This is a genomic window from Aquabacterium sp. TM01, assembly GCF_057808345.1.
In genome coordinates this window covers 2,039,317-2,053,660 of record NZ_AP046529.1, presented here as the reverse complement: position 1 = coordinate 2,053,660, position 14,344 = coordinate 2,039,317, and the positions used below count along the sequence as shown (strand labels likewise).

16 protein-coding genes and 2 pseudogenes are annotated in these 14,344 nt (G+C 61.2%); 12 read left to right on the top strand and 6 right to left on the bottom strand.

The genetic code is table 11. The features are described 5' to 3' along the window. The first annotated feature begins 142 nt into the window (after window positions 1-142). Together AC3WW4_RS09385 and AC3WW4_RS09380 are read left to right on the top strand one after the other, a co-directional pair. Window positions 143-619, top strand: coding sequence for an excalibur calcium-binding domain-containing protein (locus tag AC3WW4_RS09385; RefSeq protein ID WP_488828148.1), 477 nt, complete (start codon window positions 143-145; stop codon window positions 617-619). A gap of 252 nt (window positions 620-871) precedes the next feature. Then, window positions 872-1,111, top strand: a complete 240-nt coding sequence (locus tag AC3WW4_RS09380; RefSeq protein WP_488828147.1) for a hypothetical protein — start codon at window positions 872-874, stop codon at window positions 1,109-1,111. Window positions 1,112-2,495: 1,384 nt separating this feature from the next. On the opposite strand, the gene AC3WW4_RS09375 is transcribed toward AC3WW4_RS09380, so the two are convergent. Then, the gene (locus AC3WW4_RS09375; RefSeq protein WP_320362330.1) at window positions 2,496-2,750 is read right to left on the bottom strand and encodes a Txe/YoeB family addiction module toxin; all 255 of its coding nucleotides are present in this window, start codon (window positions 2,748-2,750) and stop codon (window positions 2,496-2,498) included. Beyond that, a complete protein-coding gene (locus AC3WW4_RS09370) occupies window positions 2,747-2,998 on the bottom strand; it encodes a type II toxin-antitoxin system Phd/YefM family antitoxin (protein WP_488828146.1) in 252 nt (83 codons plus the stop codon). The genes AC3WW4_RS09375 and AC3WW4_RS09370 overlap by 4 nt, the downstream gene beginning before the upstream one ends. A gap of 283 nt (window positions 2,999-3,281) precedes the next feature. On the opposite strand from AC3WW4_RS09370, the pseudogene AC3WW4_RS09365 reads away from it, so the two are divergent. Beyond that, window positions 3,282-3,695: pseudogene (locus AC3WW4_RS09365) on the top strand (IS21 family transposase); the annotation flags it as partial. Between the two features lie 47 nt (window positions 3,696-3,742). Here AC3WW4_RS09365 and AC3WW4_RS09360 read toward each other — a convergent pair. The 4 genes from AC3WW4_RS09360 to AC3WW4_RS09345 are packed head-to-tail and all read right to left on the bottom strand — an operon-like array spanning window position 3,743 to window position 6,754. Continuing rightward, entirely contained in the window at window positions 3,743-4,384 is a 642-nt protein-coding gene (locus AC3WW4_RS09360; protein ID WP_488826799.1) for a plasmid pRiA4b ORF-3 family protein, read from the bottom strand. After that, window positions 4,381-5,943: an IS66 family transposase gene (gene tnpC / locus AC3WW4_RS09355; RefSeq protein WP_488826798.1), complete on the bottom strand. Its 1,563-nt coding sequence runs from the start codon at window positions 5,941-5,943 to the stop codon at window positions 4,381-4,383. Before tnpC ends, AC3WW4_RS09360 begins: the two co-directional genes overlap by 4 nt. 59 nt (window positions 5,944-6,002) lie before the next feature. Further along, entirely contained in the window at window positions 6,003-6,350 is a 348-nt protein-coding gene (gene tnpB, locus AC3WW4_RS09350; RefSeq protein ID WP_488826797.1) for an IS66 family insertion sequence element accessory protein TnpB, read from the bottom strand. Further along, window positions 6,347-6,754 carry a transposase gene (locus tag AC3WW4_RS09345; protein WP_488826795.1) on the bottom strand — a complete coding sequence of 136 codons (408 nt, stop codon included), beginning with the start codon at window positions 6,752-6,754 and terminating at the stop codon, window positions 6,347-6,349. The genes tnpB and AC3WW4_RS09345 overlap by 4 nt, the downstream gene beginning before the upstream one ends. Before the next feature lie 45 nt (window positions 6,755-6,799). Here AC3WW4_RS09345 and istA point away from each other — a divergent pair. The 9 genes and pseudogenes from istA to AC3WW4_RS09300 form a co-directional block, all read left to right on the top strand. Beyond that, window positions 6,800-7,915: pseudogene (istA, locus tag AC3WW4_RS09340) on the top strand (IS21-like element ISJsp3 family transposase); the annotation flags it as partial. Next, window positions 7,908-8,705 carry an IS21-like element helper ATPase IstB gene (gene istB / locus AC3WW4_RS09335; RefSeq protein ID WP_488826812.1) on the top strand — a complete coding sequence of 266 codons (798 nt, stop codon included), beginning with the start codon at window positions 7,908-7,910 and terminating at the stop codon, window positions 8,703-8,705. The pseudogene istA and the gene istB, both read left to right, overlap by 8 nt. 426 nt (window positions 8,706-9,131) lie before the next feature. Then, window positions 9,132-9,524 (top strand): VOC family protein, encoded by a 393-nt coding sequence (locus tag AC3WW4_RS09330; RefSeq protein ID WP_488828145.1) that lies wholly within the window; start codon window positions 9,132-9,134, stop codon window positions 9,522-9,524. Between the two features lie 118 nt (window positions 9,525-9,642). Further along, a complete protein-coding gene (locus tag AC3WW4_RS09325; RefSeq protein ID WP_488828144.1) occupies window positions 9,643-9,789 on the top strand; it encodes a hypothetical protein in 147 nt (48 codons plus the stop codon). A gap of 178 nt (window positions 9,790-9,967) precedes the next feature. Next, window positions 9,968-10,384, top strand: coding sequence for a DUF3597 domain-containing protein (locus AC3WW4_RS09320; RefSeq protein WP_488828143.1), 417 nt, complete (start codon window positions 9,968-9,970; stop codon window positions 10,382-10,384). A 35-nt stretch (window positions 10,385-10,419) separates the two neighbouring features. Continuing rightward, window positions 10,420-11,031, top strand: a complete 612-nt coding sequence (locus AC3WW4_RS09315) for a DUF937 domain-containing protein (protein WP_488828142.1) — start codon at window positions 10,420-10,422, stop codon at window positions 11,029-11,031. 77 nt (window positions 11,032-11,108) lie between these two features. Then, window positions 11,109-11,363 carry a GlsB/YeaQ/YmgE family stress response membrane protein gene (locus AC3WW4_RS09310; protein ID WP_488828141.1) on the top strand — a complete coding sequence of 85 codons (255 nt, stop codon included), beginning with the start codon at window positions 11,109-11,111 and terminating at the stop codon, window positions 11,361-11,363. Between the two features lie 72 nt (window positions 11,364-11,435). Next, window positions 11,436-11,741, top strand: coding sequence for a hypothetical protein (locus AC3WW4_RS09305; RefSeq protein ID WP_488828140.1), 306 nt, complete (start codon window positions 11,436-11,438; stop codon window positions 11,739-11,741). Window positions 11,742-11,861: 120 nt separating this feature from the next. Further along, window positions 11,862-14,264 (top strand): penicillin-binding protein 1A, encoded by a 2,403-nt coding sequence (locus AC3WW4_RS09300; RefSeq protein ID WP_488828139.1) that lies wholly within the window; start codon window positions 11,862-11,864, stop codon window positions 14,262-14,264. Window positions 14,265-14,344 lie beyond the last annotated feature (80 nt).

Genomic DNA, 14,344 nt, shown 5'->3' with positions numbered 1-14,344 from the left:
CTCCTGCGCGCACCAGCCTAACCGGGCGGTCAAGCGGACGCCAACAAGGGCCAAGGCTTCGCCATTGTCTTGGCCCTTGTTGGTGCCCTACGCACCTTTGGTGCTCCGGCGCCGCTTACCTTGGGCGTTAGGCTTTTCGCAAATGCTTGGCTACAGCAAATCGTTCGCACTACCGATGATCAAATCATTTTTCTTGGCATTGGCTCTAGCCTGCCTCCTGATCGCATCTCCTGACACTGTTGCAGCCCAGTTTTTCAAGTGCAACGTAAACGGGTCTGTTCATTACCAGCAGGGCCCATGCCAATCGAACCAAGCCAGGAAGCCGCCAACAGTTGAAGAGCTCAATGCTGAACGACAAAAGCAACTGGCTCAAGAGAAAGAACACCCCGCGAGTCCGAAGTCGCAAGCTCGCCCCTCTGCGTCTTCTGAGCCGTTAGAACACGTACCAGCTAAGCTTCCCTCCTCGTCGCGATCCTCATTCAAGTGCGACAGCCGAAAATATTGCTCTCAAATGGCGACATGCGCGGAGGCAAAATACTTCTTGTCCAACTGTCCTGGCGTAAAAATGGACGGCGACGGAGACGGTATTCCATGTGAGGAACAATTGTGCGGCCACTAAAAAATAAGCCCAAGGGTGCTTCGATATTACCTAGCCGCGCATCTGCCACCAGCCTAACTGTAGGTTCAACTCGGACAAAAAAGCTTCGCATTTTTGCCGGTTAACCTTGGCGTTAGGTTAAAGAGCGCAACCGCATCTCCGCAAATTCTCCACCCAGCACATCCCCGTATGAGTGAAAGAACACTATCCTCGCTTATAAAGCTCTCTCTCCTGCTGACTGTACTGAGCTTTTCCACCTTTACATGGAAACCGATGGACGACATTGAGGTCATCGAATTTTCTAAATACAGCTTCTCATTTGGCATTATTACCACCTTCTTGCTAACTATGAGCAAGGTGATTTCGAATTTATCTCTCTCCGTCTTCAAGGGGCAGAACATATCCTTTATGGAGAGCATGTTCTCTGTTTACTACATCCTCCTCACAAAGGAAGCGAGGCAGGAATGGCTGGATTACATCGAAGAGCAAAAAAGCAAGTCCGTCAACAGATGAAAAGTGCTCGATTAAACCCGATCAAGCAATCACCGTGGCCCGCCCTCACCTCAACCTCAGCCGTCGTGTGTTTCCAGGGCGTGCCAAGGGTCAAAAACCTAACTGTACGTTCAACGTGGACGCCAACAGCGGCCATGCCTTCGGCATTTTATTGGCCGCTGTTGGTGCCCTGCGCCCTTCGGGCTCCGGCGCCAGTTAACTAGTTCGTTAGGCTACTAGTAGTTCGGCGAATTAGCTCTCCAAAACATGCCAGTCCACCTTAGTAGAACTCTCATTTCTGTTGGAGCTTTGGCTCTCTCTGGGGGTGGTCTTATCGCGGCTCTATTTGGCTTGGCTATGGTTAAAGGCGTAGCTGCTGGAGTCATCTTGTTGGTATGGCTGGCTGCTTTTTCCGCACTCACCAGAATGCTTTTCGCCTGGATACGCGACACAGAACTCGGCGAACCTTATTCGCAGCGGGCCTTTCTTCTTGGCTGCTCCTCACTTCTGGCTCTTCCACTTGCCACACTGCCTGAATCATTAGCCACCGATAGTGGACTCGCCGCATTGATGCGCTTTACAACGATTCTTCTATTTGAAATAGTCGTGTCGTTGCCAGCAATAGTTCTGGCTTGGCACCTCAACAAGTTTCATTCTGGCCGCGTTAGCCGCTAGGCAGTTATCCTCAAGCACCAATCCAAGGAGTTATGCCTGCCGCCACCTTCCACTACGCTCCCCAGCCTAACTGTGGGTTCAACGCGGACGCCAACATAAGCCATGCCTTCGGCATTTTCATGGCTTATGTTGGTGCCCTCCAGCCTTCGGCTTCCGGCGCCGGTTAACCAGGGCGTTAGGTCCCGTTTAAATTCCCGCTCAGGTAACTCGGTGCAAAGGCTCTGCCAAATGTCAAAAGGGGTGCAAGCTCACACATCCAGCACGCGAGAATCATTTATCGTTCCGAAGTTGCTTTCTTTGCTTGGCAAAGTTGGCGCATCTGTCTGCGCCACTCCCACGCGGGAACACTGATGTTCGCCAGCGCAGCTTCCGTGCTCGTTCAAGCGTCTACTCGCATCTTGAGGTTTGGCGTTTCACTGGCAGCCAGCTCGTCCACCGGGCGCCGCCTCAAGTCTCAATCGAACTTCACCGGTTTGAGTGCTTCAACCAAGCTGGCGTGTCTGTCACACTCTCTGGAATCTTGGCAGCAGCATCAAGCATCCACCGTGGCCCGCCCTCACCTCAACCTCAGCCGTCGTGTGTTTCCAGGGCGTGCCAATGGTCAAAAACCTAACTGTAAGTTCAACGTGGACGCCAACAGCGGCCATGCCTTCGGCATTTTATTGGCCGCTGTTGGTGCCCTGCGCCCCTGCGGGGCTCCGGCGCCAGTTAACTAGTTCGTTAGACCGCGTCAATAGTGGTAGCGCAATTGGGCAATCAGCATTGAATCGCCGTCAATCTTGTAAACCATGCGGTGTTCGTCAGTGATTCTCCGAGACCAATATCCAGCCAGCGCATGCTTCAAAGGTTCAGGCTTGCCGATACCTGCAAAAGGTTCGCGCTGTGCTTCTTTGATCAGCTTGTTAATGCGCTCAACCATGCGCCTGTCCTGTTGTTGCCAGTAAAGGTAGTCATCCCATGCGGCATCTGCGAAGATCAACCTCATTCGGTCAACTCTCGTTCTGCGCCAGCCCCAGCGTTCAACTGCTCAATAGCGCCCATCAGCCTCTTGGCGTTGGCAGGGCTACGAAGCAAATACGCTGTTTCCTCAAGGGCGGTGAAGTCAGCAAGGGAGAGCATCACAACGGACTGTTGGCCGTTGCGAGTGATGATGAGGGCTTCATGGTCTTCGCACACGCGATCCATGGTGCTGGCCAAGTTGGCACGAGCAGAAGAGTACGAGATGGCATCCATGATCGGAGGGCTCCTTTGTTGTACGCAACATTGTACAACAATGGTGCCGCAACTGTCCAGCGCTACGGTCAGGCTGCGCGGTCTAACTGTAAGTTCAACGTGGACGCCAACAGCGGCCATGCCTTCGGCATTTTTATGGCCGCCGTTGGTGCCCTACGCCCCTGCGTGTTGGCGCCGACCGAAAACTGAGCCACTTATGAGGTGTGTGCCGACCTAAAACTGAGCCAGGTGTTCAACCTACCCTGCTGCTTTTTGATGCAGCGGGGTTCGAGGAGTGATCACCATGGACATGATCGGCAGAATCCGGCGGCTGCACAGCCGAGGCAAGAAGTCAGAGCGGGAGATCTCGCGGATGACGGGGCTGTCGCGCAACACGATAGCCAAGTGGCTCAAGGCGCCATTGGATGGCGAGCCCAAGTACCGGCGAATTGAGCAACCGGGCAAGTTGACGGCCTTCCACGAGGTTCTCAAGCAGGCGCTCAAGGCCGATGCCCATCGGCCCAAGCACGAGCGCCGAACGGCGCGGGCGCTGTACAGCGAGCTCAAATCGGCAGGTTACGAAGGCGGCTACAGCCGCGTGACGGACTTCATCCGCCTGTGGCGCCAAGGCGAGGGCCAAGCGGCAGCGACGCGAGCCTTCGTGCCCTTGTCGTTCGAGTTGGGCGAGGCATTCCAGTTCGACTGGAGCGAAGAAGGCCGTAAGCGTCCGACCAAGGCCCAACTGGGCAGCGCACGACTGGTCAGCTAGAGCTTGATTTCATACAAGCGATCCTGGACGTCCTGCACGTTGAAGGCATTGGGATCGAGGGGGCGCCCGATCCAAGCGGTCATGTTGTCATGCTCCGGATGCGTCGGGTCGGCGATGGCCTGCAAGAAGTCAGCATAGCCAGGGGCGCCACCCACGTCCTCAGGTGGGCAGGCTCCAGCGCCTGCCAGGCACATGGGGAACTGCAGCTTGAGCTCGGCGGGCATGGTGTCGACCCGCTCGACCTTGATCCTGTGAGTCCAGTTGTCGCCGAAGTCATATGTCCAGTTGAACGTGGCGCTGTAGCCGAGTGCCTTGTTTAACGTCACCTTGGATTCGTCGTCCAGCGACTCATCGGGCCAATCTGGATCCGGCACGCCATATCTGCCTTCGGCGAACTCAAACTCATGCAGATGCCCGCCGTCCCACCCCATGGCACGCAGCAAAACCACATGAAGCTTGGGCAGGCGGATGCTCGATGGCACCAACACGCGCCGCCAGACCTTGGGGCGCACGCCTTGCAACTCGACCTTGAGTTGCAGCACTTTGATGTTTCTGGTGGGTGACCCCACGAGCTTGAGTGAGGGCCTGTTCGATGAGGTGACCATGGCCCACATTGTGCCGATGGTCCGCTCGCTCATGCCGCCTGGCGTTGTTCAGGTGTGGCTTGCTGCGGCGGGCACAGCCGCCACGGCAGCAGCTCATCAACGCGATTGATCGGATGATCGGCAATGCGTGTCAGCACCTGGTGCAAGTAGGCATACGGATCGATCCCATGCAGCTTGGCCGTGCCCAGCAGCGTGTAGACGATGGCGGCTCGCTCGCCACCCGCATCCGAGCCCAGATGCAGGTAGTTCTTGCGCCCGATGGCCACGCCGCGCAGTGATCGCTCGGCGATGTTGTTGTGCGCCTCCATGAGACCATCGTCCACGAAGCGCGTGAGTGCCCGCCAGTGGCTCAGGCTGTAGCCGATGGCCAGTGCCATCGGTGACTTGGCAGACAGCTTTGCCTGCGTCTCGATGAGCCATGTGTGCAAGTCTGCCAGGATGGGCGCGGTGCGTTGCTGTCGCTGCCTTCGTCGCTCATCAGGTGGTTCTCCCTGGATGTCAGCTTCGATGGCGAACACTCGGGCGATGCGCAGCAGGGCCTGGTGGGCCAAGGTGCCAGGCTGCTGGTGCTGCTGCATGTGTACGTCGTAGAACTTGCGCCGGGCATGGGCCCAGCAGCCGGCCTCGATGATCTCGCCGCTGTCAAACAGCCGGTCGTAGCCCGCGAAGGCGTCTGCCTGCACGATGCCCTTGAAGCCGGCCAAGTGACGCCTGGGATGCTCGCCTTTGCGATTGGGGGAGTATTGGAACCATACAGCCTGTGGCCTGGCGTCACCGCTGGCGCGGTCGTCGCGCACATAGGTCCACAATCGCCCAGTGCGTGCCTGTTGACCCTGGCCACCCAGAACCCGGATCGGCGTGTCGTCGGTGTGGATCTTGGCGGCGGCCAGCACATGACGGCCGATGGCTTGCGCCAAGGGGCTGAGCAACGCAGCCGCTGCCCCCACCCAGTCAGCCAGGGTCGAGCGCTCCAGATCCACACCCTGACGGGCATAGATCTGCGAGAGGCGATACAGCGGAGTGTGATCGGCATACTTGCTCACCAGCACATGGGCCAGCAGGCCGGCGCCGGCCATGCCACGATCGAGCGGACGGCTGGGCGCACTGGCTTGTACGATGCTGTCGCACGCCGGGCAGGCCAGGCGGGGCCGCACATGGCGGATGACCTTGAACTGACCGGGCAGGTAGTCGAGCACTTCACTGACGTCTTGGCCAATGGGGCGCAGCGCGTCCAGGCAGGCGCCGCAAGCGCAGCCCGCATCGGGCGTGTGCACCACGATCTCGCGTGGCAGATGGGCTGGCAAGTCGCGCAGGCCTTGGCGGCTTTTGCGTGAGCGCTTGCGGTTGTTGGCACCACCTTCAGGCTCGTCGTTGGCCGCTGGTGGCTCCACCGTTGTCGCGGGTGCCAACAGTTCCATCTGTGCGGCCACATCGAGTTGCTCGCTGCTGCGGCCAAAGTGCATGCGGCGCAGGTAGGCGATCTCGGTCTTGAGCTTGTCAATCAGCAGCTTGGCATGGGCCAGTTCCTGGCGGCTGTCGCGCAACTGGCGAGACAGCTCGCAGTGGTCATGCGGGTGCGGATCGTGTGGCATGACGATACTGTGCCCAAGCGACAGTGATCACGCCACAGGAGATGCGATGTCAACCAGATTCAGGTTGCACGTTCTGGTCGCCAGGTGCGCTCTGGCATGCGCCAGTCGATGCCCTCCAACAGCATCGACAACTGCGCCGGGCTCAGGCTGACCTTGCCGCCATCGGCCTGCGGCCACACGAAGCGGCCCTTCTCCAGGCGCTTGCTCAGCAGGCAAAGGCCTTGTCCATCCCACCACAGCAACTTGATGATGTCACCTCGCCGGCCACGGAAGACGAAGACATGGCCGCCGAACGGGTCTTGCAGCAAGATCTCTTGTGCCACAGCAGCCAGACCATCGAAGCCCTTGCGCATGTCGGTGTGGCCTGCAGCCAGCCAGACGCGGGTGCCAGCAGGCAATCCGATCATGGCAGTGAGCGCAGCACTTGCAGAATGCTGCGCAGATCCTGCGCGGCAAAGCCAGGCGGCAGGCACAGGGTGGCGCCATGGATGTTCAGTTCGATGGGCTGCGTGGCTGCTGGCTGTGCAGGTGGTGCATCGGGCTCTATCATCACCGGCAACAGCACTGGCGCACGGGCCATGGGCGCAGGCCCTGGCGGCAGCCACTTGCGAATCACGTTGGCGTTGATGCCATGGCTCAGGGCAATCGCCGACACCGATGCGCCGGGCATCAGGCATTGCGCCGCCACCTCGGCCTTGAACTGTTTGCTGTACGTCCGCCGCTTGCGTACACCCACAACGCCTGTCTTGGCGTCTGAGTCTTGTTTTGCGATCGCGTCCACCATCTTCTCCATAGTGGACGCGATCTTCACGCTGCCATCACGCCTTGGCTAGAGGGTGGCCGTCGGACGCTTACAGAAGGCCTGGTGGTGGGCGGCATTTACTACCGGCTGCAGGTCTCGCACATGAAGCTGTGTGCCAGCCGTGCGTTCTGGCTGGTGGCGTATCCCAGCCAGGGGCACGAGATGCTGTTCGATGCGCACACGCGCAGCTTTGCGGCGCTGGGCGGGGTGGCCCGTCGGGGCATCTACGACAACATGAAGACGGCCGTGGACCAGGTCAAGAAGGGCAAGGGCCGAGTGGTCAACGCCCGCTTTGCGGTGATGTGTGCGCACTACCTGTTCGACGCCGACTTCTGCAACGTGGCCAGTGGTTGGGAGAAGGGCGTCGTCGAGAAGAACGTGCAAGACAGCAGGCGGCGCATCTGGATCGATGCAGCCAAGCAGCGCTTTGGCTCCTTTGCCGAGCTCAATGCCTGGTTGGGCGAGCGCTGCCGCAGCCTGTGGGCCGAAGTTCGCCATCCAGAGCACCAGCAGTTCAGCGTGGCCGAGATGCTGGAGCATGAACGTGCCCACTTGATGTCGATGCCTCAGCCCTTTGACGGCTATGTGGAACGCCCGGCGAGGGTGACCAGCACCTGCCTGGTCTCAGTGGCACGCAACCGCTACTCTGTGCCCTGCGAGTTGGCCGGGCAGATGGTCAGCACCCGGCTGTACCCGACGCGGGTGGTCGTGGTGGCCAACGATGAGGTGGTGGCGCAGCACGAGCGATTGACTGACCGAGGCCAGACCCGTTATGACTGGCAGCACTACATCCCGCTGGTGCAAAGAAAGCCCGGTGCGCTGCGCAATGGTGCCCCCTTCGCCGACCTCCCTCCGGCCTTGCAGCAGTTACGCAGAGGGTTGCTGCGCCAGGCTGGTGGCGACCGTGTCATGGCGCAGGTACTGGCCATTGTGAGCACAGCTGGCCTGGATGCGGTGCTGGTAGCAGTGGAGTTGGCGCTGGAGAGCGCGCCACCGTCTGGCAAGGTCAGCGTCGAGCATGTGATCAATGTCCTGAGCAGGCTCAATCCTGCGCCCACGCCAGAGGATGCGCAGACCTGTCTGCAGGCGACAGTGGCACCACTGGCCAATACGGCGCGCTACGACAGCTTGCGCGGGCAAGGCGGCACGGAGGAGATCAACCATGCGTGATATCGCCGCAGAGCTTAAGCAACTGCGCCTGCACGGCATGGCGGGCGCCTGGCTGGACCTGATCGAACAAGGGGCCAGTACGGGCTCAGAGGAGGCACGGTGGTTGATTGAACACCTGCTGCAGGCCGAGGCCACAGACCGAGCCATGCGCTCGGTGAGCCATCAGATGCATGCAGCCAAGTTCCCTGTGCATCGAGACCTGGCTGGGTTCGACTTCGCTGTGTCACCCGTTGACAGCAAGCTGGTTCACACGCTGGCAGAGACAGGCTTCACAGAAGTGGCGCACAACGTGGTGTTGGTGGGCGGGCCTGGCACCGGCAAGACCCACCTGGCCACGGCCATCGGTGTGTCCGGCATCACCAAGCATGGCAGGCGCGTGCGCTTTTACTCCACGGTGGATCTGGTCAACGCGCTAGAGCAAGAGAAGGCACAAGGCAAGGCCGGACGCATCGCGACGAGCTTGCTGCGCCTGGACCTGGTGATCCTCGATGAGCTGGGCTACCTGCCGTTCAGCCAGGCCGGCGGTGCGCTGCTGTTCCACCTGCTCAGCCGGCTATACGAGCACACCAGCGTGATGATCACGACGAACCTGGACTTCGCGGAATGGTCGCGCGTCTTTGGAGATGCCAAGATGACCACGGCGCTGCTGGACCGGCTCACGCACCACTGCCACATCCTGGAGACGGGTAACGAGTCACATCGGTTCCTGCACAGTTCCAGCACGGCCAAGAGGCGCATCAAGGCACGAGAGCAGTCTCGGATGCAGGCGGCGGCAGAGGGCAAGGCCTGACACGCAAAGCAAAGGGGGAAGCCGCTGCGCGGCCTCCCCCTTGATGATCAACCAAGCCAGCCGAAGGGCTCAAAACCCGGCAAGGCTCTACACTTATCCACAGCTGACCACCCTTTGGTCGGCTACCAGCCCTGGCTCAATATTGGATCGGCACGGTGGCTCAGATTTGGATCGGCGCGGACACTTGGCAGCGCCTGTACATGGAAAGCATCGACTGTTTCGGGCCATACAGGACTGTTCGTGGCGGCATCAAGCAGGAGGCGTTTGAAGCTTGCAATGTTGTACCGGAGCCTCCCCCAACACGTTGTCGCATGCACATTCCGTAGTGCTGCAATGCCTAAAGCTGAGCTGGGCGGACTCCAGTTTTGAAATTGGACAGGCCGCCCGGCCACGATCACCAATGTCTCTGAAATGAAGGAGCGAAAGATGGATCCAGTCGTCCACTTTGAAATGCCGTATGAAGACGCAGCCCGAGTAGCTGATTTCTATGGCACGGCCTTTGGCTGGCAGACGCAGGCACTCGGCCCCAACATGAGCAATTATGTCGTTGCGGACACCTGTGAGGTTGCAAACGGACGGCCCACTCAAGCAGGGGCAATCAATGGCGGCTTCTTTGAGAAGAAGCCAGATTGGCCAGCTCAGCACCCATCGGTGGTCATCGCCGTAGCAGACATCCAAGCCTCCATCGCAAAGGTTGAAAGAGCGGGAGGAACGGTTCTCGGCGAGCCCATGACCATACCGGGGATCGGGGCCTACGTTTCATTTCTTGACACGGAAGGCAACCGTGTGGCCATGCTGCAGGCACTCCCAAGGCCGTAGCGCACGCAAAGCATAGCGATCGCGACAAGGCTTGCCTGAGCCCACGGTGCCAGGGCATCGCCATGTCAACACTGGCGCAGGATCGCGGTTACATTGAGCGCTCAATCAGGAGCACATCATGGCCAAAGGCGAACAACACAGCAACAAAATGACGAAGAAGCCCAAGAAGGACACTGCTCCGCCGAAGGAATCGTCAAGCCCCTCCACCAGGCCCGTTGCCCCGACGACGTCTGTGATGCCTAAGGGCAAGCTGAAAAACAAGTGAGCGCGTGGCAGGCCCTGACACGGCCGGCCCCACTCTCTTCGCTGCCTTCGCCAGGAAAGGCCCGTGCCGGGTCGACAAACTGCTGTAAATCTGTACGATGCATCGTCCAGAGGTGACATGTTCATGTCATCCGGCAGGACGATGCTGACCTTCGAATCAACCACTCCGGGAGAGACGCATGGGATTTTTCAGCAACATTCTTCAGAAGCTCGGCATCGGCAAGGACAGCGCCGCAGCCGCTCCGGCACCCACCGCCGCGCCGACCTCCGCAGCTCCAGCGGCGACGACCGCCACGCCCGCCAGTGCCCCGCCAGCTGCGCCTCAACCGATCGAACTCGTTGATGTGGTCGCGCAACTCGAACAGCGAGCGGCCGCGAATTCGCAAAAGCTGAACTGGCGAACCTCCATTGTCGACCTGCTCAAACTCCTTGAGATCGACAGCAGCTTGGCTGCGCGCAAGGAGCTGGCCAAGGAGTTGGCCTGCCCGGCGGATTTGATGGAAGACTCCGCAAAGATGAACGTCTGGTTGCACAAGACGGTGCTGGCGCGCATCGCCGCCAATGGCGGTAACGTGCCTCAAGACCTGCTGGACTGAGCCGGCAGCGACACACCCCACACAGGAGCAGGCACATGCAAATCACCGACATGCTGGCCCAGATGGGCGGCCTCCAGTCTATTGCCAAGGAGCTGGGCGTCAGCGAGACCCAGGCTGTGAGCGCCGCCGAGGCGCTGGCCCCCGCCATTCTGGGCGGCTTCAAGAAGCAGGCGCAGTCGCAGCCCGGTGGCCTCGAAGGTCTGGGGGGCTTGCTTGGTCAACTGGGCGGCAGTGGCCTGCTCGACCAGGTCTTGAGCCCTCAGCCGACGGAGGTGAGTCGCGGCAACGACGTCCTCGGGCAGATCTTTGGTTCCAAGGACGTCAGCCGGGCCGTGGCGCAGAACGCGGCGGCACAGTCCGGACTTGATCCCTCCTTGCTGAAGAAAATGCTGCCCATGTTGGCCATGCTGGTCACCGGTTACATGGCCAAGCAAAGTGGTGCCGGAGCGGCGGCCGCGCAGCAAGTCCCCACCGAGGGGGGCGGCCTGCTGGGCGGCGGGCTCGGGGGGCTACTGGGTGGCCTGCTCAGCGGTGGCGGCGGTCAGAGCGCGGCCGGTTCCGGCGGGCTCGCCTCGATGCTGGACCTCAACGGCGATGGCAATCCGCTGGACGACATCATGGGCATGGTTGGAAAAGTGATCCGTTAAGGCGCTCGGGCAGTGCCGCGTTCGCCCCGTCCGGGCGCACCGCCGAGCAGTTTTCAGCAACTGAAGGGGGTACAGACATGAGTTGGATCATCTCTTTGATCATTGGCGGCATCGTCGGCTGGCTGGCCAGCATGGTCATGAAGACCGATGCTCAGATGGGATGGATCGCCAACGTGCTGGTGGGCGTGGTGGGTTCCATGTTGGGCTTCTGGATCGCCGGGGTACTGGGCATCGCGCCCACCGGAGGCATCCTGCGCTTCGTGGTGTCGATCGCAGGCGCGGCACTGCTGATTTTCATTCTGGGCAAGCTGGGCATCTTTCGGAGGTCGTGAGGGCGGGGCCATCGCTTCGTGTTAACTTTCCGGAGGGCGCGCACCGTGCAAGCGCCCTCCTTTGAGTCGTCCATGAAGATCACGCCCACTGTTCTCACTTCGGCCCTTGCCGGTTGCCTCTCCGCGATGTCCTGGCCCTTGCTGTGGCCGCTGTTCACCGATCCGGGCGCCTCCAGTAGCCTGTGGATGGTGTTGGGCATGCTGTTGTTCGTTGCCCTGCCCGCTCACGCGTTTGTTTTCGGATTTGGCGGCAGCCCCACGCAGCAGGGTCGGGCGGTCGATGTCGGCTTGCTCAAGCGCATCGGCGCCTGGTTGAGCGCCGCCATCCTCACCGCTGGCGCGATGACTTTGTTCGGTGCCCCCACGCCTCTGGCCTGATCGGCTGGCGAGGTGCGCTGCGGCGGCCGCACCCCAAACACGTTACAGTCCCTACCGGGATCGGCGCAGGGCCATGGGCCTCGCCGCATGGCCCACCCCTTCTGATCTCACACCCTTTCGATGAAACTGGACCTGGCCCGGATTCAGGCGCTGGCGGCTCCCCTGCTGCGCCGTTTGCTGCAACAACTGCGGCACCCCACACGTCGTGGCATTCTTTGGGGCATCGCCGCGCTCCCGGCCTTGTGCCTGCTGTACGTGCTGCTGCTGATTCCCTTCACGCCCAGCATCAGCGACATCCGCAAGGCCCGCATCACCGAGCCGGCGCGCATCCTGTCGGCCGACGGCCATGAGATGGCCGTGTTCAAGCGGGCCAACCGCGCCTGGGTGAAGCTCGACGAGATGTCGCCTCACCTGGTCAAGGCACTGGTGGCCACCGAAGACCACCGCTTTTATGAGCATTTCGGGCTGGACTGGCGGCGCACCGCGTCGGCAGCGTTGAGCACCTTTGGCGGCGACCGCCAAGGCGGCTCCACGATCACGCAGCAGTTGGCACGCAACCTCTACCCCGAAGAAATCGGTCGTGCGCCCACCTTGAACCGCAAGCTCAAAGAAGCCATCACCGCGCTCAAGATCGAGGCCCTGTACTCCAAGGACGAGATCCTGGAGACCTATCTGAACACGGTGCCTTTCTTGTACAACGCCTTCGGCATCGAGATGGCCGCGCGCACCTACTTCGACAAGCCCGCGCGCAAGCTGGACGTGCTGGAGAGTGCCACCCTGATCGGCATGCTCAAGGGCACCAGTTACTACAACCCGGTGCTCAACCCCGAGCGCGCGGAGCAGCGACGCAACACGGTGCTGTCGCGGATGCTCAAGCGCGGGGAGCTGACCGAGGCCGAGTTCAACCGCCTGAAGAAGCGCCCCTTGCGCCTGGACTTCGAGCGTCAGACAGAGGCGCCAGGCGAAGCCCCCCACTTCATGCAACAGTTGCGCAAGTGGTTGATTGAGTGGGCCGACCAGAACGATTACGACATCTATGCAGATGGCCTGGTGGTGCACACCACCATTGACTCGCGTCTGCAGGAGTGGGCCACCCTGGCGGTGCAACGCCAGGGGCGTCAGTTGCAGTCGGTGGCAGACAGCGCATGGGCGCCTTCATCGGTGTGGTCCACCGACCTGGACAGCGTGCAGACCTTTGTGCGCGAGTCCAGCACGTACAAAAAGGCCCGCGAGGCCGGCCAGACGGACTCGGAGGCCATGGCTCGGCTGACCGGCGATGCGGCCTTCATGAAGGCGCTGAAGGAAGAGAAAACGCAGGTGCAAGCCGGCTTCATGGCGCTGAACCCGCAGTCGGGCGAGATCAAGGCGTGGGTGGGCAGTCGCGACTTCCAGCAAGACCAGTTTGACCACGTGCAGCAAGCGCGTCGGCAACCGGGTTCCACGTTCAAGCCCTTTGTGTATGCGGCGGCGTTCATGCAGGGCGCCAAGCCCACCGACACCCTGCCGGACAAGGCCATCGAGATCGAAACCGACGGTGGGGATGTCTGGCGACCCACGGACAGCCGCCCTCCCAGTGGCCGCGACATCACGCTGCGCAGCGGCTTGGTCTACTCCAAGAACATCATCACGGCGCAGTTGATGCAGCAGGTGGGGCCCGACAAGGTGGCTGACCTGGCGCGCAAGATGGGTGTGAACGATAGCCCGTTGGAAAAGGTGCTGTCCTTGTCTTTGGGCACCAGCCCGGTCACCTTGTATGAAATGGTGACGTCCTACGGCACGATGGCCAACGGCGGGCGCTACATTGCCCCGCGCTTTGTGAGCCGCATCGAAAACCGCGATGGCAAGGTGTTGGCAGAATTTGCCATGCCCAAACCGAAGGTGGTGCTGCCGCCTGAGGTGGACGCCACTTTGCTGGATGTGATGCGCGGCGTGATTGACAAAGGCACGGGCTCGGCGATTCGCAGCCGCTATGGCTTGCGGGCCGACCTGGCGGGCAAGACGGGCACGACGCAGAACAACACCGATGGCTGGTTCATCATGATGCACGGCCAACTGGTTGCAGGGGCCTGGGTGGGCTTCAATGACAACCGCATCACGCTGCGCAGCGACTACTGGGGTCGCGGTGCGCAAAGTGCGCTGCCCATCGTGGGTGAGGTGTTCCAGCACGCGCTGCGCAACCGTGTGATCGATGCGCGCCTGAAGTTGGGAGAGCATGACCCCGATGTGCTCAAACGCATGAATGACTGGCTGGGCGGTGTCTTGCAGACAGCGCCGGCTGCCAGCGCGGCCAGTGCCGCAGATGAAGAGGTGATCGTGGGCGACGAGCCGGTGTCATCGGCTGACGTGAACGCCAGCGCCGCGCCCCCCGCAGCCAGTGGCGTGGCGCCGACGGCTGTATCGGCCAGCGAAGCGGTGCCCAGCGGAGCCCCTGGGACGCGCCCCACCACCGAGCCGGGCGTGACGACCACCCCGCCGCCGATGGGGGCACCGGCCACACCGACACCTGCTGCATCGGCGCCCTGAACCTGGGCTGAGCGTGCCCGCGGGCAGAGGCCTGTGACACGCCCCTCAAATGAAGGGGCCCTGCGGTGCGATCCGGGTGA

What these genes read in the sequence shown, in the direction of transcription:
- AC3WW4_RS09385 (WP_488828148.1), top strand. Translation starts at nt 143, where the DNA reads ATGCTTGGCTACAGCAAATCGTTCGCACTACCGATGATCAAATCATTT.
- AC3WW4_RS09370 (WP_488828146.1), bottom strand. Translation starts at nt 2,998, where the DNA reads ATGGATGCCATCTCGTACTCTTCTGCTCGTGCCAACTTGGCCAGCACC.
- AC3WW4_RS09380 (WP_488828147.1), top strand. Translation starts at nt 872, where the DNA reads ATGGACGACATTGAGGTCATCGAATTTTCTAAATACAGCTTCTCATTT.
- AC3WW4_RS09310 (WP_488828141.1), top strand. Translation starts at nt 11,109, where the DNA reads ATGAGTTGGATCATCTCTTTGATCATTGGCGGCATCGTCGGCTGGCTG.
- tnpB (WP_488826797.1), bottom strand. Translation starts at nt 6,350, where the DNA reads ATGATCGGATTGCCTGCTGGCACCCGCGTCTGGCTGGCTGCAGGCCAC.
- AC3WW4_RS09360 (WP_488826799.1), bottom strand. Translation starts at nt 4,384, where the DNA reads ATGAGCGAGCGGACCATCGGCACAATGTGGGCCATGGTCACCTCATCG.
- AC3WW4_RS09330 (WP_488828145.1), top strand. Translation starts at nt 9,132, where the DNA reads ATGGATCCAGTCGTCCACTTTGAAATGCCGTATGAAGACGCAGCCCGA.
- AC3WW4_RS09315 (WP_488828142.1), top strand. Translation starts at nt 10,420, where the DNA reads ATGCAAATCACCGACATGCTGGCCCAGATGGGCGGCCTCCAGTCTATT.
- AC3WW4_RS09325 (WP_488828144.1), top strand. Translation starts at nt 9,643, where the DNA reads ATGGCCAAAGGCGAACAACACAGCAACAAAATGACGAAGAAGCCCAAG.
- AC3WW4_RS09300 (WP_488828139.1), top strand. Translation starts at nt 11,862, where the DNA reads ATGAAACTGGACCTGGCCCGGATTCAGGCGCTGGCGGCTCCCCTGCTG.
- AC3WW4_RS09375 (WP_320362330.1), bottom strand. Translation starts at nt 2,750, where the DNA reads ATGAGGTTGATCTTCGCAGATGCCGCATGGGATGACTACCTTTACTGG.
- AC3WW4_RS09305 (WP_488828140.1), top strand. Translation starts at nt 11,436, where the DNA reads ATGAAGATCACGCCCACTGTTCTCACTTCGGCCCTTGCCGGTTGCCTC.
- istB (WP_488826812.1), top strand. Translation starts at nt 7,908, where the DNA reads ATGCGTGATATCGCCGCAGAGCTTAAGCAACTGCGCCTGCACGGCATG.
- tnpC (WP_488826798.1), bottom strand. Translation starts at nt 5,943, where the DNA reads ATGCCACACGATCCGCACCCGCATGACCACTGCGAGCTGTCTCGCCAG.
- AC3WW4_RS09320 (WP_488828143.1), top strand. Translation starts at nt 9,968, where the DNA reads ATGGGATTTTTCAGCAACATTCTTCAGAAGCTCGGCATCGGCAAGGAC.